This is a genomic window from Micromonospora sp. DT63, assembly GCF_049841615.1.
Lineage (GTDB): Bacteria > Actinomycetota > Actinomycetes > Mycobacteriales > Micromonosporaceae > Micromonospora.
On sequence record NZ_JBNCKQ010000001.1, the window covers coordinates 348087 to 369520 of the forward strand.

20 protein-coding genes are annotated in these 21434 nt (G+C 74.0%); 15 read left to right on the forward strand and 5 right to left on the reverse strand.

What is annotated here, in order from left to right; translation table 11 throughout:
* Positions 1-42: 42 nt before the first annotated feature.
* Entirely contained in the window at positions 43-1194 is a 1152-nt protein-coding gene (locus tag ACLQ27_RS01655) for an acyl-CoA dehydrogenase family protein (RefSeq protein ID WP_425865381.1), read from the reverse strand.
* A 91-nt stretch (positions 1195-1285) separates the two neighbouring features.
* Here ACLQ27_RS01655 and ACLQ27_RS01660 point away from each other — a divergent pair, with 91 nt between their 5' ends.
* From ACLQ27_RS01660 to ACLQ27_RS01670, 3 genes are read left to right on the forward strand one after another with little or no spacing between them, the layout of a single operon-like run.
* Positions 1286-3013: an AMP-binding protein gene (locus ACLQ27_RS01660; protein WP_425865382.1), complete on the forward strand. Its 1728-nt coding sequence runs from the start codon at positions 1286-1288 to the stop codon at positions 3011-3013.
* 25 nt (positions 3014-3038) lie between these two features.
* Positions 3039-3344 carry an acyl carrier protein gene (locus ACLQ27_RS01665; RefSeq protein WP_007460186.1) on the forward strand — a complete coding sequence of 102 codons (306 nt, stop codon included), beginning with the start codon at positions 3039-3041 and terminating at the stop codon, positions 3342-3344.
* On the forward strand, positions 3341-4477 hold the full coding sequence (locus tag ACLQ27_RS01670) for a class I SAM-dependent methyltransferase (RefSeq protein WP_425865383.1): 1137 nt from the start codon (positions 3341-3343) through the stop codon (positions 4475-4477). The genes ACLQ27_RS01665 and ACLQ27_RS01670 overlap by 4 nt, the downstream gene beginning before the upstream one ends.
* 42 nt (positions 4478-4519) lie before the next feature.
* Here the strand turns inward: ACLQ27_RS01670 and ACLQ27_RS01675 are convergent, their stop codons facing one another.
* Positions 4520-6112 carry a (2,3-dihydroxybenzoyl)adenylate synthase gene (locus tag ACLQ27_RS01675; protein ID WP_357575815.1) on the reverse strand — a complete coding sequence of 531 codons (1593 nt, stop codon included), beginning with the start codon at positions 6110-6112 and terminating at the stop codon, positions 4520-4522.
* A gap of 94 nt (positions 6113-6206) precedes the next feature.
* Here ACLQ27_RS01675 and ACLQ27_RS01680 point away from each other — a divergent pair, with 94 nt between their 5' ends.
* From ACLQ27_RS01680 to ACLQ27_RS01690, 3 genes are read left to right on the forward strand one after another with little or no spacing between them, the layout of a single operon-like run.
* Entirely contained in the window at positions 6207-7244 is a 1038-nt protein-coding gene (locus tag ACLQ27_RS01680) for a methyltransferase (protein WP_357490423.1), read from the forward strand.
* Positions 7245-7253: 9 nt separating this feature from the next.
* Positions 7254-8279: a methyltransferase gene (locus tag ACLQ27_RS01685; RefSeq protein ID WP_357490424.1), complete on the forward strand. Its 1026-nt coding sequence runs from the start codon at positions 7254-7256 to the stop codon at positions 8277-8279.
* Positions 8280-8282: 3 nt separating this feature from the next.
* The gene (locus tag ACLQ27_RS01690; protein WP_234584997.1) at positions 8283-8477 is read left to right on the forward strand and encodes a ferredoxin; all 195 of its coding nucleotides are present in this window, start codon (positions 8283-8285) and stop codon (positions 8475-8477) included.
* Between the two features lie 256 nt (positions 8478-8733).
* Here ACLQ27_RS01690 and ACLQ27_RS01695 read toward each other — a convergent pair whose 3' ends face one another.
* Genes ACLQ27_RS01695 through ACLQ27_RS01705 form a run of 3 tightly spaced genes read right to left on the reverse strand, consistent with a single transcriptional unit; the run spans position 8734 to position 13423 of the window.
* Entirely contained in the window at positions 8734-10983 is a 2250-nt protein-coding gene (locus tag ACLQ27_RS01695) for a xanthine dehydrogenase family protein molybdopterin-binding subunit (protein WP_425865384.1), read from the reverse strand.
* 23 nt (positions 10984-11006) lie between these two features.
* Positions 11007-12215: a cytochrome P450 gene (locus tag ACLQ27_RS01700; RefSeq protein ID WP_357490428.1), complete on the reverse strand. Its 1209-nt coding sequence runs from the start codon at positions 12213-12215 to the stop codon at positions 11007-11009.
* Entirely contained in the window at positions 12212-13423 is a 1212-nt protein-coding gene (locus ACLQ27_RS01705; RefSeq protein WP_357490429.1) for a cytochrome P450, read from the reverse strand. The genes ACLQ27_RS01700 and ACLQ27_RS01705 overlap by 4 nt, the downstream gene beginning before the upstream one ends.
* Before the next feature lie 78 nt (positions 13424-13501).
* On the opposite strand from ACLQ27_RS01705, the gene ACLQ27_RS01710 reads away from it, so the two are divergent.
* The 9 genes from ACLQ27_RS01710 to ACLQ27_RS01750 are packed head-to-tail and all read left to right on the forward strand — an operon-like array spanning position 13502 to position 21433.
* Positions 13502-14776: a cytochrome P450 gene (locus ACLQ27_RS01710; RefSeq protein WP_234585006.1), complete on the forward strand. Its 1275-nt coding sequence runs from the start codon at positions 13502-13504 to the stop codon at positions 14774-14776.
* Positions 14777-14817: 41 nt separating this feature from the next.
* Positions 14818-15957, forward strand: coding sequence for a steroid 3-ketoacyl-CoA thiolase (locus tag ACLQ27_RS01715; RefSeq protein ID WP_357490431.1), 1140 nt, complete (start codon positions 14818-14820; stop codon positions 15955-15957).
* Positions 15958-15962: 5 nt separating this feature from the next.
* Positions 15963-17216, forward strand: a complete 1254-nt coding sequence (locus ACLQ27_RS01720) for a CaiB/BaiF CoA transferase family protein (RefSeq protein ID WP_357490433.1) — start codon at positions 15963-15965, stop codon at positions 17214-17216.
* 12 nt (positions 17217-17228) lie between these two features.
* Positions 17229-17981, forward strand: coding sequence for a 3-oxoacyl-[acyl-carrier-protein] reductase (gene fabG / locus ACLQ27_RS01725; RefSeq protein ID WP_234585034.1), 753 nt, complete (start codon positions 17229-17231; stop codon positions 17979-17981).
* Positions 17978-18448, forward strand: a complete 471-nt coding sequence (locus ACLQ27_RS01730) for a hypothetical protein (protein WP_234585046.1) — start codon at positions 17978-17980, stop codon at positions 18446-18448. The genes fabG and ACLQ27_RS01730 overlap by 4 nt, the downstream gene beginning before the upstream one ends.
* Complete coding sequence (locus ACLQ27_RS01735) at positions 18448-18921, forward strand: 3-hydroxyacyl-ACP dehydratase FabZ family protein (protein ID WP_357575820.1); 474 nt, start codon at positions 18448-18450, stop codon at positions 18919-18921. The genes ACLQ27_RS01730 and ACLQ27_RS01735 overlap by 1 nt, the downstream gene beginning before the upstream one ends.
* Positions 18922-18939: 18 nt before the next feature.
* On the forward strand, positions 18940-19194 hold the full coding sequence (locus ACLQ27_RS01740) for an acyl carrier protein (RefSeq protein ID WP_357490441.1): 255 nt from the start codon (positions 18940-18942) through the stop codon (positions 19192-19194).
* Between the two features lie 2 nt (positions 19195-19196).
* On the forward strand, positions 19197-20402 hold the full coding sequence (locus ACLQ27_RS01745) for a beta-ketoacyl-[acyl-carrier-protein] synthase family protein (RefSeq protein ID WP_357575821.1): 1206 nt from the start codon (positions 19197-19199) through the stop codon (positions 20400-20402).
* Positions 20399-21433, forward strand: a complete 1035-nt coding sequence (locus ACLQ27_RS01750; protein ID WP_357575822.1) for a beta-ketoacyl synthase N-terminal-like domain-containing protein — start codon at positions 20399-20401, stop codon at positions 21431-21433. Before ACLQ27_RS01745 ends, ACLQ27_RS01750 begins: the two co-directional genes overlap by 4 nt.
* Position 21434: the final 1 nt, after the last annotated feature.

A 21434-nucleotide genomic window follows, 5' to 3' on the forward strand; every position in this document is an offset into this window, starting at 1 on the left:
AGTTCGGACCCGCGGAAGGCAGGGTCGCCAGCTGTCGCGCCGTCAGAACATCGTGGTGTCGACGTCCGCGCCGGCCAGCAGCGCGCCGACCGTGGCGTAGCTGTCGCGGCTGTTGACGAAGTGCTGCGTAGCGGTGTTGATGTCGCGCAGCCGCCGTTGCAGCGGCGACGAGTCGAACACCGTCGACGCCCCGGCCAGCGCGTACGCCGTCTGCACGGCCTGGAGCGCGGTGGCCGTGACCTGCGTCGCGGTGGCCCGCAGGCAGGCGCGGTCCAGCGCGCTGAGCACCTCGCCGCGGCGCGCGGTCTCCCAGGCCCCGGTCGCCTCGCGGTGCAGCAGCGCCCGGGCCGCGCGCAGGGCCACGTGGGCCTCGCCCAGCCGGTCGTGGAACACCGGGGAGTCCGCCAGCGAGCGGGTGCTGAACGTCCGGCGGCGGCCGGCGGCGGCGTGTGCCGCCGCGTCGTGCACGGCCCCCTGGGCGATGCCGAGGTCGACGGCGGCGATGAGCAGCCCGGCCTGGGCGATGCGAAAGACCGTGCGGCGCACGTCGTCGCCGTCGCCGACCAGACTGAAGCCGCGGTGCTCGGGGCAGATCCGGCCGGCCGCCCGCACGTCCTGGCTGGCCGTGCCGCGCAGGCCCAGCACCTGCCAGGTGTCGACCTGCTCCAACTCGGCGGCGGGGAAGAGCACCATCCGGGTCAGCGGAGCCCCGTTGGGCAGGGTGCGGGGGGTCCGGCCGTCGAGCACGATGCAGTTCAGGTAGATCCAGCTGGCCTGGGGGCTGCCGGTCACGAACGGCCACTGGCCGTTGACCCGCCAGCCGCCCGCGCCGTCCGGGGCGGCCCGGCCCTTCGGCGCGACCGCGCCGGCGCCCAGCACGTCCGGGCCGTGCGCGTAGATCTCGTCGCGGGCGGCCTCGGGAAAGCAGGCGAACAGCAGGTGGGCCAGGCCGATCTGGCCGATCAGCCAGCCGGTGGAGGCGTCCGCCGTGGCGAGCTGCTCGATGACGCGCAGCGCCTCACCCAGCGGCAGGTCCGCGCCACCGTACGCGGCAGGCACCAGCATCCGCAGGCAGCCCACGGCGCTCAGCTCGGCGAGAACGTCCTCGGGGACCCGGCCCGCCCGGTCAATCTCGGCCGCCCGCTCGGCGAGCGCGGGGAGCAGTCCGTCGACGCGGGGAAGCGTACTGGTCACGGTTGGACTCTATCGCCTTCCTCGTATCTTGTTTAGCCTTGTATCTGCTATCAATCTCGGATAGACGTACTGGGGAGGAGGTGACGGGCCGATGACCGAACGCGCCGCCGCGGAATCGCCGCTGCTGAGCTGGCTGGAGCATCCCCGGCAGGATCGGGGCGTGCACTTCGCCGCCGGCGGGGACGACTGGACCTTCCTGTCGTACGCCGAGCTGGCCGACCGGACCCGGGTGATCCTGGCCGGCCTGCGGGCGGTCGGGGTGGTCCCCGGTGACGTGGTGTCCATCGTCGAGCCCGCCGGCCCCGACTTCGTCGCCACGCTGTTCGCCGCGATGGCCGCCGGGGCGGCGCCCTCACCGATCGCCCCGCCGCTGAACTTCCAGGACCGCGCGGTCTACGGCGAGCACGTGTCGGGCCTCCTGCGCGCCGCCGCGCCCCGGGTCGTGGTGTGCGCGTCCACCCTCACCGCCGCGATCGCGCCGCTGGCCGCCGCCGCCGGGGTCGGGCGCGTGCTGAGCGCCGACGAGCTGGCCGACGCCGCCGGTGGCTCCCGCGCAGCGGTCGCGGCGCCCGGCCCGCTCGCGCTGCTGCAGTTCACGTCCGGCTCCAGCGGCCGCGCGCGCGGCGTGCAGGTGCCGCACGCCGCGCTGGCCGCCAACGTCGCGGCGATCCGACGGTGGCTGGCGATGACCCCCGACGACCCGACCGCGTCCTGGCTGCCGGTGCACCACGACATGGGCCTCATCGGCTGCCTTGTCACACCGGTGGTCAACACCAGCGATCTGTGGCTGATGCCGCCGGAGGAGTTCGTCCGCAACCCCGGGCGCTACCTGCGCTGCTTCGGGGAGCGTGGCGCGCGGCTGACGTCGATGCCGAACTTCGGGTTGGAGTACATCGCCCGCCGCGTACGCCCCGAGGCGCTGACCGGGCTGGACTTCTCCGCCTGGCGCGCGGTCATCGTCGGCGCCGAACGCGTCGACGCCGAGGCGCTGCGCCGCTTCTGCGCGCTGCTCGGCCCGCACGGCTTCGACAGCCGCGCGCTGCTGCCCGCGTACGGGCTGGCGGAGGCGACCCTGGCCGTCACCGGGCTGCCGCTCGACGAGCTGTACCACGCCGTCGAGCTGCGCCCCGACCGGCTACGGCTGGGCGCACGGGCCGTCCCGGAGCCGGGCGAGGACGTCGACGGGGGCGTCGAGGCGTACCCGGTGGTGGGCTGCGGCCGACCGCTGACCGGGGTGCGGGTGCGGATCGTGGACGAGGCCGGCACGCCCCTGCCGGACGGGGTGGTCGGCGAGATCGAGGTGCACGGCCCGTCCGTCGCGCAGGGGTACGTCAACGCCGACGACTCGGCGTCGCAGACCGCGCTGGGCGGTGGGGTGCTGCGCACCGCCGACGCCGGGTTCCTGCACGACGGGCAGTTGCACGTGCTGGGCCGCCTCGGCGACAGCATGAAGGTACGCGGCCGGGCGGTCTTCGCCGAGGACCTCGAATGGGCCATCTGCCGCCCCGGCGTGCCGGCGCAGCGAATGGCCGCGTTGCTGGGCCACCGGGGCGGCACCGCGACAGTCGTGGCCGTGTTCGAGCAGGCCCAGCCGGAGTGGCTGGCCCAGGCGGAGCGGGAGCTGCGCCGCCGGGCGGAGGGCGCGCAGGTCGTCATCGTGGACGCGCCGCGCGGCACCATCGCCCGCACCTCCAGTGGCAAACCCAAACGACGCCAGCTGTGGCAGGCGTTCGTCGATGACCGGCTGCCCGGCACCGTGGTCACCACGGGAGCGGCCGGTCAGCGGGACCAGACCGAGCAGACGACGACGGCGTCCTGAGGGACGTTCGGACAGGAGGCAGGGAATGACCGACGCGACCAGGTCGACGACAGCCGAGGTGCGGACCGAGGCGGAGGTGCGGGACTCGGTGACGGCGATCGTCACCGAACTGGCGCCCAACCCGGAGCAGACCGAGGGGGCGGGTGACTCGCGGCTGGTCGAGGACCTCGGCTTCCACTCCCTCGCGCTGCTGGAGTTGGCCTTCACCCTGGAGGACGAGTTCGAGCTGCCGCCGATCGACGAGACGACCGCTCGCAAGATCGTCACGATCGACGCGGTGGTGGAGCACGTGAAGGACATCCTGCGCTCGCGCGGCGAGCTGGCCAGTTGACCGGCCGCCCGGGGAACGCACCGGGCGCGGCGACACTGCGCGGTCCGACGCCTGGTGAGTCGGACCAGCGGGCCCGGGCGTTGTCGCTGCGGCTGTTCCTGGCCATGCTGCACACCCAGGAACTGCTGGCCGGCTACCTCGGTGCCCGCCTGGGGCTGTACGAGGCGCTCGATCGCGGTCCGGCCGACGTGGCGGAGCTGTGCGCGCGTACCGGGATCGACAGCCGGTACGCGCGCGAGTGGCTGGAACAGCAGGCCGTCGCCGGGTTCATCGAGGTGGACGACGTGACGGCCGCTCCCGAGCGGCGGGTCTACCGGCTGCCGCCGGGACACGCCGAGGTGCTGCTCGCCTCGGACAGCCCGCTGTCGCTGGTGTCGCTGACCATGCTGCCGCTGGGCGGGGTGGCCGGCGCGTTGCCCGCGCTGCTCGACGCGTACCGCACCGGCGCCGGGGTGCCCGACGAGGTGTACGGCGACGACTGGCGGCACGGGCACTCGGGCGCCAACCGGGCGCTGTTCACGTACTCCCTGCCCGGCTGGCTCTCCTCGGCGCTGCCGCAGGTGCACCAGCGGCTCGCCGCCGCGCCGGGCCGGATCGCCGACATCGGCTGCGGCGCGGGCTGGGCGGCGATCGCGCTGGCCGGCGCGTACCCCCTGGCCGAGGTCGACGGCTACGACCTGGACGCGCCGACGGTGGCCGCCGCGCAGGCGAACGCCGCGGCCGCCGGCGTGGCCGACCGGGTGCGGTTCCACCGGCGCGACGCCGTGGACCCGGAGCTGGCCGGCCGGTACGACCTGGTCTGCGTCTTCGACGCGCTGCACGAGATGAGTCAGCCGGTGTCGGTGCTGCGGGCGTGCCGGCGGCTGCGCGCCGACGGCGGCGCGGTGCTGGTGCTCGACGCCAAGGTGGCGCACCGGTTCGTCGCACCCGGCGACGAGATCGAGCGTTTCCAGTACGCCACAAGCGTGCTGCACTGCCTGCCGGCCGGGCTGGCCGGACCCGACTCGACGGCCAGCGGCACGGTCCTGCGCCCCGCGCAGGTCCGCCGGTTCGCCACCGAGGCCGGCTTCGCCGACGTGCAGATCGTGCCGGTGGACGACAGGTTCCACCGGCTGTACCACCTGAGCGGCTGAAGCGGGGCGGGGGAGGGCGGCGACGCCGTCCCCCGCGCCGGCTCAGCCCGCCAGTTCGGCGCCGAGCGCCCGCTTGTCCACCTTGCCCACCGGGGTGTGCGGCAGCGCCGTGCGCAGCTCCAACCGGTCCGGCAGCTTGTACGCGGCCAGCCCCCGCCCGGTGAGGAAGTCCCGCAGCTGACCCAGGGTGGGGGCGTCGGCGCGGGGCACCACCACCGCGCAGGTCTTCTCGCCCAGGACCCGGTCGGGGACGGCGAGCACGGCGACCTCGCGGACCGCCGGGTGGGCGAGCAGGTGCTCCTCGACCTCGCCGGCCGGCACCTTCTCGCCGCCCCGGTTGACGACCTCCTTGATCCGGCCGACCACGACCAGCTCACCCGTCGGGGTCCAGCGGACCAGGTCACCGGTGCGTAGGAAGCCGTCCGGGGTGAAGGTGTGCGCGTTGTACTCCGGCACCCGGTAGTAGCCGCGCAGGGTGGTCGGGCCGCGCACGATCAACTCACCGACCTCGCCGGCCGCGACCTGCCGGCCGGTGTCGTCGACCACCTGGAACTCGTCCGCGGCCGACAGGGGCCGCCCCTGGGTGTGCGCGGCCAGCTCCGGCGGGTCGTCCGGGCGGGTGCAGCAGATCGGGCCCTCGGCCATGCCGAAGAAGTGCGCCAGCCGGATCCCCAGCTCCCGGGTCACCCGCTCGGCGACCGCCGGGCTGAGGTTGGCGCCACCGACCTCGACCACCAGGCCGTTCAGGTCGGCGCCGAGCACCGGCGCGAGGTCGGCCCACAGCGGCAGAAAGGGCGGCATCAGCGTGGTCAGGGTGACCCGCTCGCGGGCGATCAGCCGGAACGCCTCGTCCGGGCTGGGACTGCCGGCCAGCACGGCGGTGGCGCCGACCCGCAGCGCACCGAGGACGCCGGGGCAGCCGAGCGCCGCGTTGTGGGCGACCGGCAGCGCGGCGAGGTACACCCCGTCCGGCCCGAAACCCATCGCCGCGGCGGTCGCCCGCAGCTGGTACGCGTAGTCGTCGTGGGTGCGGGGGATCAGCTTCGGCAGTCCGGTCGAGCCCCCGGAGAGCAGGAAGAACGCGACCTCCGACGGGTCCGGGGCGCTCAGCGGCACCGGATCGGCGTCCACGTCGGACAGGGCGGTGAACTCGCCGGGGTCCCCGACGACGAACACCTCCCGCAGCGACGGCGTCTCGGCCCGTACGTCGGCCGCGAGCTTGCGCAGGTCGTAGCCCTGGACCTGGTCGACCGTCACGTACGCGACCGCCTCGGTGTGGGCGCACAGGTGGCCGATCTCCGCGCGCCGGTGCGCCGGCAGGGCCAGCACGGGCAGCGCGCCCAGGCGGAACAGGGCCAGGCACAGCACCACGAACTCGACGCTGTTGGGCAGTTGGACCACCACCCGGTCGTGCCGGCCGATGCCGTGGGCGCGCAGCCCGGCGGCCATCCGGTCGGCCCGGCGGTCGAGGTCGCCGTAGCTGAGCCGCTGCCCGTCGGTGACCAGCGCGGCGCGCTCCGGGTCGGTCCGTGCCCACTCCCGGCCCAGGTCAGCGAGGGATTCGCCGCGCCAGTAGCCCTGCGCGCGGTAGCGCTCGGCCAGCTCCCGCGGCCAGCTCACACATCCGTCCAGCATCTCGTGCCTCCCGTGAACGACGGTGACAGCGACCCGCTCACAAGCTAGTGTGCAGATACACGAGATACAAGACACGTGATAGTGGAGGCGGTTGATGCTGGCGGCGCGGCCCCGTACCGACCTCGGTGCGCTGACCCGGCTCACCGAACTCGCCGACTACATCGTGCCGTTCACCATCCGGGTGATCGCCCAGCTCGGCGTCGCCGACCAGCTCGTCGACGGGCCGCGCCCGGTGAGCGAGCTGGCCGAGGCCACCGGCGCGCACGCCCCGTCGCTGCTGCGCGCCCTGCGGGCGCTGGCCGGCAAGGGCATCTTCACCGAGGTCGAGCCCGAGGTGTTCGGCCTGACCAAACTCGCCGAGCCGCTGCGCACCGACCACCCGCTGTCGCTGCGCGACGCGTACCCCCTGATGGCCGCGGATGTGCGCGCCTGGGCCGGGCTCACCCGGTGCCTGCGCACCGGGGAGGCCGCCTTCCCCCGCGTCCACGGCACCGACTACTGGTCCTACCTGGCCGGGCATCGGGCCGACAGCCTCGCCGTCGACCGCTGGATGTCGAGCCTGACCCGGCTGCACCTGCGCACCGTGCTGCCGGCGTGGCCGTGGGCGCAGGCCGGCCACGTCGTCGACGTCGGCGGCGGTGACGGCGCGTTCCTGGCCGGCCTGCTCAGCCGCTGCCCGCACCTGAACGGCACCCTGCTCGACCTGCCCCACGTGGTGGCGGCCGCGCCGGCCCTGCTCGACCGGGCCGGGGTGGCCGACAGGTGCCGGATCGTGGCCGGCAGCTTCTTCGATCCACTGCCGGCCGGCGCCGACCTGTACGTGCTCAAGACGATCCTGCCCGGCTGGGAGGACGCCGACGCCACGATCATCCTGCGCCGGATCGCCGCGGCGATGGGCCCGCAGAGCCGGCTGTTGCTGCTGGAAGCGATCATCCCCACCGGCGACGTCTTCGACGTCGCCAAGCTCGTCGACCTGCACACCCTGGTGCTCACCGGCGGTCGGCACCGCACCCGCGACGACCTCGTCGACCTGTTGGCCGGCACCGGTCTGCGGCTGGACCGGGTCGTCGCCACACCCACGCTCACCGTGATCGCCGCCGGTCCCGCCGGGCCGCAGCTGACATCCCCCTAGGAGGTATCGATGGCCCCGAGCCGACCCCGGATCGACATCGAGTCGGTGTTCCGACTGACCGAGCTGGCCGACTACATCGTGCCGTTCACCGTGCGCGCGGTCGCCGAGCTGGGCGTCGCCGACCAGCTCGTCGACGGGCCGCGGCCGGTGAGCGAGCTGGCCGAGGCCACCGGCGCGCACGCCCCGTCGCTGCTGCGCGCCCTGCGGGCACTGGCCGGCAAGGGCATCTTCACCGAGGTCGAGCCCGAGGTGTTCGGCCTGACCAAACTCGCCGAGCCGCTGCGCACCGACCACCCGCTGTCGCTGCGCGACGCGTACCCGCTGCTCGAACCCGACATCGAGGCGTGGGCCCACTTCGACCACAGCATCCGCACCGGTCAGGCGTCGTTCGACCAGGTCCACCCCGAGGGCTACTGGCCGTACATGGCCGCCCATCCGCACGACAGCGCCCGCTTCGACGCCTCCCAGCAGGCGGCCACGCGGCTGGAGCTGCGGGCCGCGCTGCCCGCGTACCCGTGGGGTGAGCTGACCACAGTCGTCGACGTCGGCGGCGGCAACGGCGCCTTCCTCGGCGGCATCATGGCCCGTTTCCCGCAGTTGCAGGGCACCCTGTTCGACCTGCCACACGTGGTCGCCGAGGCCGAACCGGTGCTGCAGAAGCTCGGCGTGGCCCAGCGGTGCACGGTGACCGGCGGCAGCTTCTTCGAGACCATCCCGGCCGGCGCGGACGCGTACCTGCTCAAGCGGATCCTCTACGGCTGGGACGACGACAACGCCGTACGGCTGCTGAGCGCCGTGCGCGCGGCAATGCGGCCCGACAGCCGGCTGCTGGTGCTGGAGCCGGTGGTCGAGGCCGGCGACCGTTTCGACGTGGGCCGCCTCTACGACCTGCTCCTGCTGGCCATGGTCGGCGGCGGCGCGCGCTCGCGCGAGCACATCGAACGGCTGCTGGACGCCGCCGACCTGCGGCTGGCGCGCAGCGTGCCCACCATGATGTTCCCCATCCTCGAGATCGTCGCGAAGACGGAGGCGTGAGCGATGCGACTGGTCGTGGACTTCTCCCGCTGCGAGAGCAACGCGGTCTGCGTGGGGCAGGCCCCGGAGGTGTTCGACGTCGGTGAGGACGACCGTCTGCACATCACCGAACAGCCGCTGGAAGGCTCGCTTGCCAACCGGGTACGCGAGGCCGCCCGCCGCTGCCCGAAGCAGGCGCTGTCCGTCGTGGACGACTGACGACGCGTCCGATCCCGGCACGCCCGAGCCCGGCACGCCCGAGCCCGGCACGCCCGGTGCCTGCACCGGGTCGAGGACGTCGGGGCTACGCCTGCGCATCGGATCCTTTGCTCTGCTTCAACGGAGGCAACACCCGGTGTCCGGATACCGGACGCGTGGTGTTGCGTGGGTTGAAGCAGAGCAAAGGACGGGCCTGAGCATCCCCCGCCGCCCGTCGCCCGCGGCCCGCCGGCCGCGGAGCGCGGTGGCGTCGGAGCTAGCGGACGGCGTACGCCTCCTGGATGGCCGTCCAGACCCGCTCGGCGGTCACCGGCATGTCGATGTGCCGCACGCCCAGGTGGCGGACGGCGTCGACCACGGCGTTCTGCACCGCCGGCGGGAACCCGACCGCCCCCGACTCGCCCAGGCCCTTGGCGCCCAACGCGTTCACCGGGGTGGGGGTCTGCATCGCGACCGTCTCGAAGGAGGGCAGCTCGGCCGCGCCGATCATGGCGTACCGGTGCAGGTCACCGTGCAGGGGTGTGCCGTCGGCGGCAAAGCGGACCTCCTCCACCAGCGCCTGCCCGGCGCCCTGCGCCAGGCCGCCGTGCACCTGCCCCTCGGCCAGCAGCGGGTTGAGCAGCACGCCCGCGTCGTCGACGGCCACCGCCCGGCGCAGGGTCACCTGACCGGTCTCGGTGTCGACCAGCACCACCGCCAGGTGCGCGCCGAACGGGCAGGTCGCGGCGGACGGCTGGAAGGTCGCCTCCACGGACAGGTCGTTGGCGGAAGCCAGCTCCGCCCAGTAGACGACGTGCCCGGCCGTCGAGCGGAAACGTCCCGCGGTGTACTCCACCTCGTCGCGGGCCACGCCCAGGTGTCCGGCCGCCGCGTCCCGGCCCCGCTCCACCAGGGCCAGGGCCGCCTCGCGGACGGCCATGCCGCCGGTCTGCAACGACCGGGACCCGCCGGTGCCGCCGCCCACGGGGATCGTCGCGGTGTCGGAGTGGCGGACGTCGACGCGGTCCAGCGCCACGGCGAGCACGTCGGCGGCGAGCATCGCCCACGCGGTGACGTGGCCCTGCCCGTGCGGGCAGGTGCCGGATCCGACGGTGAACCGGCCGGTGTCGTCGACGCGGATCGAGGCGTACTCGCTGCGGGTGTCCGCGCCGGTGATCTCCACGAAGGTGGACAGGCCGATGCCGAGCTGCTGGACGTCGCCGCGCTCGCGGCGGGCCGCCTGTTCGGCGCGCAACGCCGGGTAGTCGGCCTCGGCGAGCACCCGCTCCAGCGCCGCCGGATAGTCGCCGGTGTCGTAGCGGGCGCGCGTGATCGTCGTGACCGGGAAGCTCTCCGGCGGCAGCAGGTTGCGCCGGCGCACCTCGGCCGGGTCCAGGCCGATCTCCGCCGCGTACACGTCGACCATCCGCTCCAGCGCGGCGACGGCCTCCGGCTGCCCGGCGCCCCGGTACGACACGACGGGGGTGGTCGTGGTGGTGACGCTGGACGAGCTGAACTTCGCCCGGCTGATCGCGTACGGGCCGGTGAGCATCGTCCGGGTCCAGAACGGCAGGATCGCGCCGATGCGCGGGTACGCCCCGGCGTCCTGCACGACCTCCAGCGCGTAGGACACGATCCGCCCGTCGCGGGTGCCGCCCAGCTCGGCGCTCTGGTGCTGGGCGCGGCCGTGCCCGGCGGCGGTCATGCTCTCGCTGCGGGTCTCCGCCCAGCGCACCGGGCGGCCGAGTCGACGGCTGGCCCAGGCGACGAGGACGTCCTCCCGGCTGGCGAACGCCTTGGAGCCGAACGCCCCGCCGACGTCGCCGTTGACCACCTGGACCCGGTCCTCCGGCTCGCCGAGGGCCGCCGCGAGCTGGCCCCGCCACAGGTGCACGGCCTGGCTGCCGGCGCGGTAGCGCAGTCCGTCCGGCCCCCACTCGGCCTGCCCGGCGCGGGCCTCCAGCGGGCAGGGCGCCACCCGGGGGTTGCGCATCCGCTGCCGGACGACCACCTCGGCGCCCTCGTGCAGCTCGGCGCGGCCGGCCGGGCGTCGGAAGCCCAGTTTGAGCACCATGTTCGTGCCGGCCTCGGGGTGCAGCACCAGCTCGTCGGTGACGGCCTCCTCGGGGTCGACGAGCACCGGCAGGGGCGCGATGTCGGCCGCGACGAGGGCGGCGGCGTCGACCGCCTCGGCGCGGCTGGTCGCCAGCACCGCGGCGACGGGTTCGCCGACGAAGCGCACCACGTCGTCGGCGAGCACCGGGGTGGTCATCTTCTGGTTCAGCACCCCGGCCTCGGGCGGCAGCGGCGCCAGGTCCACGTCCGCCGCCGTGAACACCGCGACCACGCCGGGCGCCCGGCGCGCGGCCTCGGTGTCCACGCGCCGCAACCGGCCGTGGGCCACCGTCGAGCGGACGACGACCAGCTCCAGCGAGCCGGGCACGAGCACGTCGTCGACGTACGTGCCGCCGGTGGTGAGCAGGGCGCGGTCCTCGGTGCGCCGGACCGGTCGTCCGATCAGTGACATCTGCGACTCCTGGTTCCGCCCGCTCAGGCAGGGGTGACGGCGAGCGGGATCGACGCGTACGACCGGAAGAGGGCGCTGGGCTCGCGGACCGGTTCGGCGGCCAGGTCGATGTCGGTGAGCCGGCGCGCGAGCCGTTCGAAGACGACAGCTCCCTCGATGCGGGCCAGCGCGGCACCGAGGCAGCCGCGTACGCCCCCGCCGAAGCCGACGTGCGGGTTGGGGTGCCGGCCGATGTCGATGCGACCGGGGTCCGCGAAGACGTCCTCGTCGTGGTTGGCGCAGCCGAGCAGGAGAAAGACCGACCGGCCGGGCCGGATCACCCGGTCGCCGACCGGGATCGGCGCCAACGCCAGCCGCGCCGTGTACTGGATCGGGGCGTCGAACCGGACGAACTCCTCGGCGGCGGTGGCGGCCAGCGACGGGTCGGCGCGCAGCCGACGCCACTCGTCGGGCCGGTCGGCCAGGGCGATGCTGCCGGTGCAGACCATGTTCATTGTCGTCTCGTAGCCGGTGAAGCAGAGAAAGACGATGTTGTCGACGACCTCTTCGATGCCCTCGGCGGGGTCGGCCACGGCGAGCATCCGGTCGAGCAGGTCGCCGTCGGGGTCGGCGCGTCGGTCGGCGAGCAGGTCGCGGACGTACCCGCGCAGCCAGGCGAGGGCCTCGTCGGCCGCCGCGCGGTCGGCCTCGGGCAGGAACGGCGTGAAGGCCCGGCCGAGTGCCGCCGAGCGGGGCCACACCTCGGCGCGGGTGCGGGCGGCCGGCAGGCCGATCAGTTCGCACACGACTGTCGCGGCGACCGGAAAGGCCAGGTCGGCGACGGCGTCCAGGCGGCCGGTGTCCAGGGTCGGGGCGAGCAGCTCGTCGACGAGGTCGCCGATGCGGCTGGCGGTGCGCCGGGCCACGCCGGGGCTGAACGCGCGGACGATCTGCTGGTGCAGCCGGCTGTGGTCGTCCGGGTCGCGGGTGGGGATGATGCGGCGGAACACCTCGCGGGAGAGGTCCTGCGCCATCCGGAACTGCGGGTCGTCCTCCGGGAAGGTGTTGCTCAGTCGGCGGTCGCGCAGCAGCGCGGCCACGTCCCGGTGCCGGGTCACGCCCCAGCTCGCCGGCCCGAAACGGCACAGCGGGCCGGCCGCGCGCATCCGCGCGTACGTCGGGTAGGGGTCGGCGACGACCTCGGGCGCGAGCGGGTCCATCCGCGCCGGCAGGACGCGACCGGCGGGGCTCACGGCCGCACCGCCACGGGCACGCTGGCGTACGAGCGCAGCGTCCCGTCGGTCTGCCGGCGGGCCGGGCCGGCCGGGGTCAGCGTGCCGAAGGTGCGCAGCAGGGTCTCGAACGCGACCTGTGCCTCCACCCGGGCCAGGTAGCCGCCGAGGCAGTGGTGGATGCCGCCGCCGAAGGACAGGTGCGGGTTTTGGGCGCGGGTGATGTCGAGGCGGTCCGGCGCGGCGAACTGGTCGGGGTCGCGGTTGGCGCTGCCCAGCAGCAGGATCAGCACGCGTCCGGCGCGGATGGTGCGATCGCCGACGTCCAGATCCTCGCGGGCGAGGCGGGCGACGCCCTGGATCGGGGCGTCGTAGCGCAGGAACTCCTCGACGGCCCGGGGGGTCAGGGTCGGGTCCGACCGGAGCAGGGCGAGCTGGTCGGGGTGGTCGAGCAGGGCGGCCACCCCGGTGGCGATCAGGTTGGTGGTGGTCTCGAAGCCGGCGAAGAAGGCGAAGACCGCGTTGTCCACGATCTCGTCGTCGCCGAGCACGGCGCCGTCGTCGTCGGTCGCGGCCAGCATCCGGGACAGCAGATCCTCGCCGGGTTCGGCGCGACGCCGCTGCAGGATCTCACCGAGGTAGCCGCGCAGCCACTCGACCGCCCGGTCGGCGGCCGGCCGGTCGTCGTCGGGCACGATCGCGGCGAACGCCTTGCTCAGGTCCAGCGCGTACGGGCGGATGCGCTCGTGGTCGGCCGGCGGGATGCCCATCAGGGCGCAGACCACCATCACCGGCAGGGGAAAAGCGAGATCCGAGACGGCGTCGAAACCTCCGGTGCTCCTCGCCGGGGCGAGCAGCTCGGTGACCATCTGCTCGATGCGGGGGCGTAGCCGGCGCACCAGGGCGGGGCTGAACGCCTTGGCCATCAGGCGCCGCAGTCGACCGTGCTCGGGCGGGTCGCGGTAGAGGATGATGCTGCCGAAGAAGTCGCCGGCCGCGCCGTCGCCGGCCGACATCCGGTGGTAGGCGGCCGGGAACTCGCTGCCCAGGCGCGGGTCGCGGACGAGCCGGGCGACGTCGGCGTAGCGGGTGACACCCCAGCTGCCCGGGCCCATCCGGCACAGCGGGCCGGCCGCTCGCAGCGCCGCGTAGGTGGGGTAGGGGTCGGCCACCACTGCGGGGTCACGGGCGTCGAATCTCGGCGGCATGCCGGTACGGGCCGAGGTCATGCCCGCCAGTATGCGCAACCAAAGATACGAGAAACAAGTACTTCCGAGATACGCGAAACACTATTAGGCTTCCGAGCCATGACCGAGACCGTGGTGAGCGCTGACCCCCGGATCATCGCGATGGAGTTGCTGATGAAGGCCCCGGCCACCGTCAGCAGCCCGTACCCGCACTACCACGCGCTGCGGACCGCGGCGCCGAAGTACCGGATGGAACAGCCCGGTCAGGGTGTGGGTTGGGTGCTCACCGCGTACGACGACTGCCGGGCCGCGCTGCGCAACCCGTCGCTGGACAAGTCCGCGCAACGCCCCCGCATGGGCGACTCCCGGGGCCGCGAGGGCGCCCGCACCCTGCTGTTCCTCGACGGGCCGGAGCACACCCGGCTGCGCGGGCTGGTCAGCCGGGTGTTCACCCCGCGACGCACCGAGACCCTGCGCCCCCGACTGACCACCTTCGTCGACGGGCTGCTCGACGACATCACCGCCCGCATCGGCCCCGGCGGCGGCGAGGTCGACATCGTCGGCTCGTTCGGCTTCCCGCTGCCGGTCATGGTGATCGGCGAGCTGGTCGGCGTGCCGCCGGAGGACTGGCCGCTGCTGCGCCGGCTCACCCGCGCCGCGTCCGGCGGACTGGAGATCTTCGCGCCCGAGGAGGTGCTCAAGGCGTCCGACCAGGCGCTCGGCGAGATGGAGGAGTACTTCGCCGACCTGGTCCGCAAGCGCCGCGAGGATCCCCGCGACGACCTCGCGTCCGCGCTCGGCCAGGTCGAGATCGACGGTGACCGGCTCTCGGTCGACGAGCTGATCCAGGTGATCGTGCTGCTCTTCGGCGCGGGCTTTCAGACCATGACCGACCTGATCGGGCTCGGCACGCACGCGCTGTGCCGCAACCCCGAGCAGTTGCAGCGGCTGCGCGCCGAACCGGAGCTGACCCGCTCCGCGGTCGAGGAGCTGCTGCGTTTCGACTCCCCGGTGCACGTGCTGGGGCGTGCCGCCTTCGAGGACACCACCTTCGTCGACGGCACCCCGCTCAAAAGCGGCGAACACGTCATCACCCTGATCGGCGCGGCCAACCGTGACCCGGCCCGCTACGCCGACCCGGACCGGCTCGACATCGCCCGTTTCGCCGGCGCCGAACCGCCGGAGACGCCGCTGTCGTTCGCCTGGGGGCCACACCACTGCCTCGGCGCGCAGCTCGCCCGGGCCGAGGGGCAGATCGCCTTCCGCCGCCTGGTGGACCGGTTCGCGGTCATCGAGCTGGCCGACCCGGACGCCGACGAGATCGACCTCGAATGGCGGCACAGCAGCACCTTCCGGGGCCTGGAGGAGCTGCGCGTCCGGCTCGTACCGGCCTGAGCACCCGCGAACCACCACGCGCCGACCAGGAGGGGGAGTCCATGCCGGAGGCGGTGATCGTCGAGGCGGTGCGGACGCCGATCGGCCGGCGCGAGGGTGCGCTGTCCGGCCTCAAGGCCGTGCAGCTGCTGCGACACGTGCAGGTCGAGGTGCTGCGCCGCTCCGGCGTCGCCCCCGGCGAGGTGGATCAGATCATCGGCGGTTGCGTCACGCAGGTAGGCGAGCAGAGCCTGAACGTCACCCGCAACGCCTGGCTCAACAGTGGCCTCGACTACGAGGTCGCGGCGAGCACAGTCGACACCTCCTGCGGCTCCGCGCAGCAGGCCAACCACCTGATCGCGGCGCTCATCACCGCCGGCGCGATCGACGTGGGCATCGCCTGCGGCGTGGAGTCGATGAGCCGGGTGCCCGTCGGCACCAACCTCTACCAGGGGCCCGGCCACTACAAGACACCCGACTACCCGTACGACGATCCGCCGAAGGCGCAGTTCGGCGGCGCCGAGCGGATCGCGGCCCGGCAGGGGCTGACCCGCGCGGACGCCGACGCCTACGGGCTGCGCTCGCAGCAGCGTGCGGCGCAGGCCCGCGCCGAGGGCCGCTTCGACCGGGAGATCACGCCGGTGCCGCTGCCCGACGGCACGTCGGTCGACGCCGACGAGGGCATCCGCGACACCAGCGCGCAAGGGCTCGCCGCCCTGCGGCCGGTGCTCCCGGACGGCATCCACACCGCCGGCACCATCTCGCAGATCTCCGACGGCGCCGCGGCGATCCTGTGGATGTCGCGGGAGCGGGCCGACGCGCACGGCCTGCGGCCCCGGGCCCGGCTGGCGCACCAGGTCGTCACCGGCGCCGACCCCTACTTCCTGCTCGACGGTCCGACCGTGGCGACCCGCAAGCTGCTCAAGCGCGCCGGCATGACCCTCGACGACATCGACGTCGTGGAGGTCAACGAGGCCTTCGCGGCGGTCGTGCTGTCCTGGGCCGCGCACCACGACGCCGACCTGGACCGGGTCAACGTCAACGGCGGCGCGATTTCGCTCGGGCACCCGCTGGGCAGCAGCGGCACCCGGCTGCTGGTGACCGCCCTGCACGAGCTGGAACGCGCCGACTCCGAGGCCGCCCTGGTCACCATGTGCTGCGGCGGCTCGCTCGGCACGGCGTCGCTGCTGGTGCGGGAGTAGCCGCCATGGACACCGAGACGCGCACCGCGCCCGTCCGCGACGCCGCGGCCTTCTACGCCGACGCCCGCCACGACCTGACCGGGCCGCTGCACGGCGTACGCGTCCTGGATGTCACGAAGGTCTGGTCCGGCCCGATCGCGAGTTGCGTCCTGGCCGACCTCGGCGCGGACGTCCTGCGGGTGGAGATGCCCGGCAACCGGGAGGGGTTGATGCCCCCGGACATTCCCGGCACCGGCCTGTCCTGGTTCCGCCAGAGCGTGCACCGCAACAAGCGCAGCATCGGGCTCGACCTGCGCCGCCCCGGCGCGGCCGAGGTCTTCCTGCGGCTCGTCGCCACCGCCGACGTGGTGGTGGAGAACTACAAGCCCGGCACCCTGGATGCCTGGGGCGTCGGCTATGAGGCGTGCCGGGCCGTCCGGCCGGACGTGGTGCTGGTCTCCGTCTCCGGCTACGGCCAGTACGGCCCCGACGCGCAGCGACCCGGGTACGACCCGACCACCCAGGCCGCCGCCGGCTGGATGGCGCTCAACGGCGAACCCGACGGCGCTCCGCTGAAGGCGCCCACGTTCCTCGCCGACGACCTCGCCGGACTGCACGCGGTGATCGGCGCGCTCGCCGCGCTGCGCCACCGCGACCACACCGGCGAGGGTCAGCACGTCGACGTGAGCATGCTCGACTCGCTGTTGTTCTCCAGCAACGGCTACCTCACCCTCGGCGCGACCGGGGTGCCGCTGCGCCGCTGGGGCGACCAGGCCGACTTCGTGGTGCCCGCCGGCTGCTTCCGGTGCGCCGACGGCCACGTCTACGTGGCGGTCCCCCTGGACCGCTCCTGGCGTCGCCTGGCCGAGGTCGTCGGCCGTCCGGAACTGGCCCGGGCACCCGGGTACGCGACGAACGAGGAACGCCGCGACAACCGCGCCACTGTCAACGCGGTGGTCGCCGACTGGTGCGCCGGGCGGAGGTGCGCCGAGGTGGTCGACACCCTCGACGCCAACGGGATCACCGCCGAGCGGGTACGGACCTTCGCCGAGGCCGCGACCGACCCGCAGGTCCACGCCCGGGCCATGGTGCAGGAGACGGTGCTGTCCAACGGCAGCACCGCGCCGCTGACCGGGCCGGCGGTCAAGTTCTCCCGGACACCGACAGCCGTCCGCTCCGGCGCCCCCGAGCCCGGCGCGGACACCGACCGGGTCCTCGACGAGGTGGGCGTCGACGCGGCCACGCGGGACCGGCTGCGCGCGCAACGGGCCATCGGATGAGCAGGGGATGACATGACAACGGCAGGCGACGCGCCGCGCTGCGCGCTGGTGACCGGCGTGTCCCGGGGAATCGGCCGGGCCGTGGCGCTGCGGCTCGCGGCGCAGGGGTACGCGGTGGCGGGCTGCTACAGCGCACCGAGCGAGGCAGCGGACAAGACCCGGGCGGAGGTCGAGGCGTACGGGGTCGGGTCGTGGTTCGGGCCGTGCGACGTGACCGACCCGAACGCTGTCGACGCGTTCGTCACCGCCGCCGAACGGCACCTCGGGCCGCTCACCGCGCTGGTCAACAACGCCGGCATCACCCGGGACCGGCCGCTGGTGCTGATGGCGCCGGACGAGTGGCACGACGTGATCGGCACCAACCTCACCGGCACCTGGAACACCTGCCGGACGGTCGCGTTCCGCTTCCTCAAGCGACGCCGCGGCGCCATCGTCAACCTGTCCTCGGTGGCCGGGGTCACCGGCAACACCGGGCAGACCAACTACGCCGCCAGCAAGGCCGGCATCATCGGGCTCAGCCTGTCGCTGGCCAAGGAGGTCGCCGGGTACGGCGTCCGGGTCAACGTCGTCGCCCCCGGTTTCATCGAGACCGACATGACCGCCGCGCTGCCGGCGAAGCTGCGCGAGCAGGCGCTGGGGCAGATCCCGCTGGGCCGCTTCGGCGCCCCCGCCGACGTCGCCGACCTGGTCGAGTTCCTGCTCTCCGAACGCGCCGGTTACGTCACCGGCCAGGTGATCCGCGTCGACGGGGGGATCGTGCTGTGACCGCCGCACCCGCGTTCAGTGCCGCGACCCGGCCCGCCGACACGTACGAGGCCGCTGCCGCGCCGCTGCCGGCGATCGAGTGGGTCGAGGTGTCCGCCGGTCCGCGCGGCGGGATCAGCCTGCGCGCCGGCACCACGGTCGACGCCGCAGACGTCTACCTGGCCGGGCACTTCCCCGAGCTGACCGTCTATCCGGGCGTGTTCACCCTGGAGACGATCGGGCAGGCCGTGACGTCGGCCGTCGGCTACTGCGCCGGCCGGCTGCCCCAGCTGCACCGGTTGCGCTCCGCCCGGTTCCTCGCCCCGCTGCTGGCCGGCGACACGCTCACCGTCGAGGCGTCGGTCGGCCCGGTCGGCGACGACCAGTCCTTCGACGTCGCCGCCCGGTGCGTACGTGGCGACGGGGTCCACGCGGCGACGGTGCGCGCGGTCTACCGCTGGCCGAGCGCGGACGGCGGGACCGCCTGATGCGAATCGAGCACGGTGAGCTGCGGGCCCTGCTGCCGCACCGGTATCCGATGCTGCTGCTCGACCGGGTCGACAGCGTCGAGCCGGGGGTGAGCCTGGAGGCGGTGAAGGCGGTCACCGGCTGCGAGCCCTGCTACTCCGGGATCGCCGAGGGGCAGGCCCCCGACCGGTACGCGTACCCGGCGTCGCTGCTGATCGAGTCGTTCGGTCAGGGCGCGGCGGTGCTGTGGCTGCTGTCGCGCGGGCCGGGCACGACCGGGTTGCCGATGTTCACCGCGGCCCGGGACTGCGTGCTGCTGCGCCAGGTGTACCCGGGCGACGTGATCCGGCACCGGGTGCGCCTGGAACAGGTCGTGCACGGGGCCGCGTTCGCCGCCGGATCCAGCTGGGTGGGGACCGACCAGGTGGCGGAGTTCGGCTCGATGATGGCCGTCGTCCGACCGGCCGACGCCATCGCGGAGCGGAAACGATGAGAGGAAGAGGGAACACCGATGAGTGAACGCGACACGCACATGGCGGAGCTGCGGGAGATCGTGGCGGAGGTGCTCGAGTTGGAACCCGAGGAGGTCGCCGACACCGCAGACTTCGTCGAGGAGTACGAGGCGGACTCGTTGCGGGCGATCGAGATCCTGGCCCGGATCGAGAAGAAGTACAAGGTGGAGATCCCGCAGGCCGAGTTGAACGAGATGCGCAGCCTCAAGGCCGTCCACGAGGTGGTGGCGCGACACGCCGGCTGGCAGGGCTGACCGTGCACCGCGTGGTCGTCACCGGGCTCGGACCGGTGTCCGGCATCGGCATCGGCGTGAACGAGTTCACCGACGGGCTGCGCTCCGGCCGCTCGGCCGCCGCGCCCATCACGAGCTTCGACGCGAGCGGGTTCCCGCACCACTTCGCCGGTGAGGTGCCCGCGTTCCGGCCGGAGGCGCTGCTGCGGCGGCTGCGGGTCGACGAGTGGGGCCGCTCGGCGCTGTTCGCGGCGGCGGCGGCCCGGCTGGCCGCGATGGACGCGGGTCTGTCGCTGCCGGCCACCGACCCGGCGCGCGTCGGCGCGGTCGTCGGCACCACCAGCGGCGAGTCTACTGTGGTGGAGCAGCTCACCGCCGAGCTGGTGGCCGGTGGCTACCCGGCCATGTCCGCCGAGGCGCTGCGCCAGGCGCCGGCCGAGCGGCTGTCCTACGCGGTGAGCGCGGAGCTGGGGCTGGCGGGGGAGTCGGTCACCCTCACCACCGCCTGCTCGGCCAGCAACTACGCCATCGGGTACGCGTACGACCTGTTGTGCTGGGGTGAGGCGGACGTGATGCTGGCCGGCGGCGCCGATTCGGTGTGCCGGTGGGCGCACGCCGGCTTCTACCGGCTCGGCGCGTTGACCGAGCGGGCGTGCCGGCCGTTCGACCGGGACCGCTCCGGCATCCTCACCGGTGAGGGCGGCGCGGCCCTGGTGCTGGAGACCCTGGAGCACGCGCAGGACCGGGGTGCCCGGATCTACGCCGAGGTGCTCGGGTACGGCGTCAACTGCGACGCCCACCACATGGTCGCGCCCAACGAGGAGAGCGTCGCGGCGTGCATGCGGCTGGCGCAGGAGAACGCCGGGGTCAAACCGGAGGACATCGACTACATCAGCACGCACGGCACCGGCACGCCCGCCAACGACCTGTGCGAGGCGCGGGCCATCCGGGCGGTGTTCGGCGACCGGGTGCCGCCGGTCAGCTCGATCAAGTCGATGCTGGGGCACACGATGGGCGCGGCGAGCGGGTTCGGCGCGATCGCCACGACGCTGGGCATCCGGCACGGGTTCCTGCCTCCGACCATCAACTGGGCCAACCCCGACCCGGAGCTGTCGTGGATCGATCCGGTGCCGAACACGGCCCGCCCGGCCACGGTGCGGGTGGCGCAGAACAACGGCTTCGCGTTCGGCGGCAACAACGCCATCACGATCTTCGGGGCGATCCGGTGACCGCCCTGGTGAGCGGCTGGGGAGTGCTCAGCGCGGCCGGGGAGTCGGTCACCGAGCTGCTGGCCGCCGTCCGCGCCGGCACGGTCGTCGGCGTCGACGTGCGCGACCGCTTCGACGAGCCGCTGCCCACGGCGCAGGCCCCGGCGATCGCCGACTTCGACGTACGCCGACTGCTGGGCCGCAAGGGCACCAGCTTCCTGGACCGGGCGACCGCGCTGGCGATGGTGGCCTGCGGGCGGGCCCTGGCCGACGGGGGGTTCACCCCCGACGACGACAACCGGCACCGCGTCGGCGTGGTGCTGGGCACCACCACCGGCAGCCTGAAGTCGACGATGGACTTCTCCCGCGAGACGCTGGTGCAGGACAAGCCGTACCTGGTCAACCCGGTGTTGTTCCCGAACACGGTGATGAACTGCGCCAGCGGGCAGGCCGCGATCCGCTACGGGCTGCGCGGCGTCAACGCCACAGTGGCCGGCGGCCCGCTCGCCTTCCTGTACGCGCTGCGCTACGCGCTCAACGCCCTGCGTCGGGGATACGTCGACGCCCTGCTGGTCGGCGGGGTCGAGGAGTACACGCCGAACACGGCGTGGGCGGCGGAGCTGACCGGCGTCGGCCCGGCCGGTGAGGCCGCGGCGGTCTACCTGCTGCGCCGCCCGACGCCCGGCCTCACCGGGGCTCCGCGCGCCCAGGTGCTCGCGGTGGCCACCGGTTTCCAGCCGGAGCAGGGCGTCGACGGGCTCACCGGCTGCGTACGCCGGGCGCTTGCCACGGCGAAGGTCCGCCCGGCCGACGTGTGGGCGGTCGCGAGCGGCGATCTCGACGCCGACAGCCTGTCCGAGGTGGTGCCGGCGGCCGCGCAGCGGTTGTCGGTGCGTCCGGCGCTCGGTGACTGTCAGTCCGCCACCGGCGCGCTGGCGCTGGGCGTGCTGCTGGGCCGCTACGCCGAGGACCCGGCCGCGCGCGGTCGGCCCGCGCTGATCGTCGGGCGGTCCCGCGACGGCGCGGTCGCCGCGGCAGTGGTGCGGGGGTAGG

What these genes read in the sequence shown, in the direction of transcription:
- ACLQ27_RS01660 (WP_425865382.1), top strand. Translation starts at nt 1,286, where the DNA reads ATGACCGAACGCGCCGCCGCGGAATCGCCGCTGCTGAGCTGGCTGGAG.
- ACLQ27_RS01665 (WP_007460186.1), top strand. Translation starts at nt 3,039, where the DNA reads ATGACCGACGCGACCAGGTCGACGACAGCCGAGGTGCGGACCGAGGCG.
- ACLQ27_RS01675 (WP_357575815.1), bottom strand. Translation starts at nt 6,112, where the DNA reads ATGCTGGACGGATGTGTGAGCTGGCCGCGGGAGCTGGCCGAGCGCTAC.
- ACLQ27_RS01680 (WP_357490423.1), top strand. Translation starts at nt 6,207, where the DNA reads ATGCTGGCGGCGCGGCCCCGTACCGACCTCGGTGCGCTGACCCGGCTC.
- ACLQ27_RS01685 (WP_357490424.1), top strand. Translation starts at nt 7,254, where the DNA reads ATGGCCCCGAGCCGACCCCGGATCGACATCGAGTCGGTGTTCCGACTG.
- ACLQ27_RS01690 (WP_234584997.1), top strand. Translation starts at nt 8,283, where the DNA reads ATGCGACTGGTCGTGGACTTCTCCCGCTGCGAGAGCAACGCGGTCTGC.
- ACLQ27_RS01695 (WP_425865384.1), bottom strand. Translation starts at nt 10,983, where the DNA reads ATGTCACTGATCGGACGACCGGTCCGGCGCACCGAGGACCGCGCCCTG.
- ACLQ27_RS01705 (WP_357490429.1), bottom strand. Translation starts at nt 13,423, where the DNA reads ATGACCTCGGCCCGTACCGGCATGCCGCCGAGATTCGACGCCCGTGAC.
- ACLQ27_RS01710 (WP_234585006.1), top strand. Translation starts at nt 13,502, where the DNA reads ATGACCGAGACCGTGGTGAGCGCTGACCCCCGGATCATCGCGATGGAG.
- ACLQ27_RS01715 (WP_357490431.1), top strand. Translation starts at nt 14,818, where the DNA reads ATGCCGGAGGCGGTGATCGTCGAGGCGGTGCGGACGCCGATCGGCCGG.
- ACLQ27_RS01720 (WP_357490433.1), top strand. Translation starts at nt 15,963, where the DNA reads ATGGACACCGAGACGCGCACCGCGCCCGTCCGCGACGCCGCGGCCTTC.
- fabG (WP_234585034.1), top strand. Translation starts at nt 17,229, where the DNA reads ATGACAACGGCAGGCGACGCGCCGCGCTGCGCGCTGGTGACCGGCGTG.
- ACLQ27_RS01735 (WP_357575820.1), top strand. Translation starts at nt 18,448, where the DNA reads ATGCGAATCGAGCACGGTGAGCTGCGGGCCCTGCTGCCGCACCGGTAT.
- ACLQ27_RS01740 (WP_357490441.1), top strand. Translation starts at nt 18,940, where the DNA reads ATGAGTGAACGCGACACGCACATGGCGGAGCTGCGGGAGATCGTGGCG.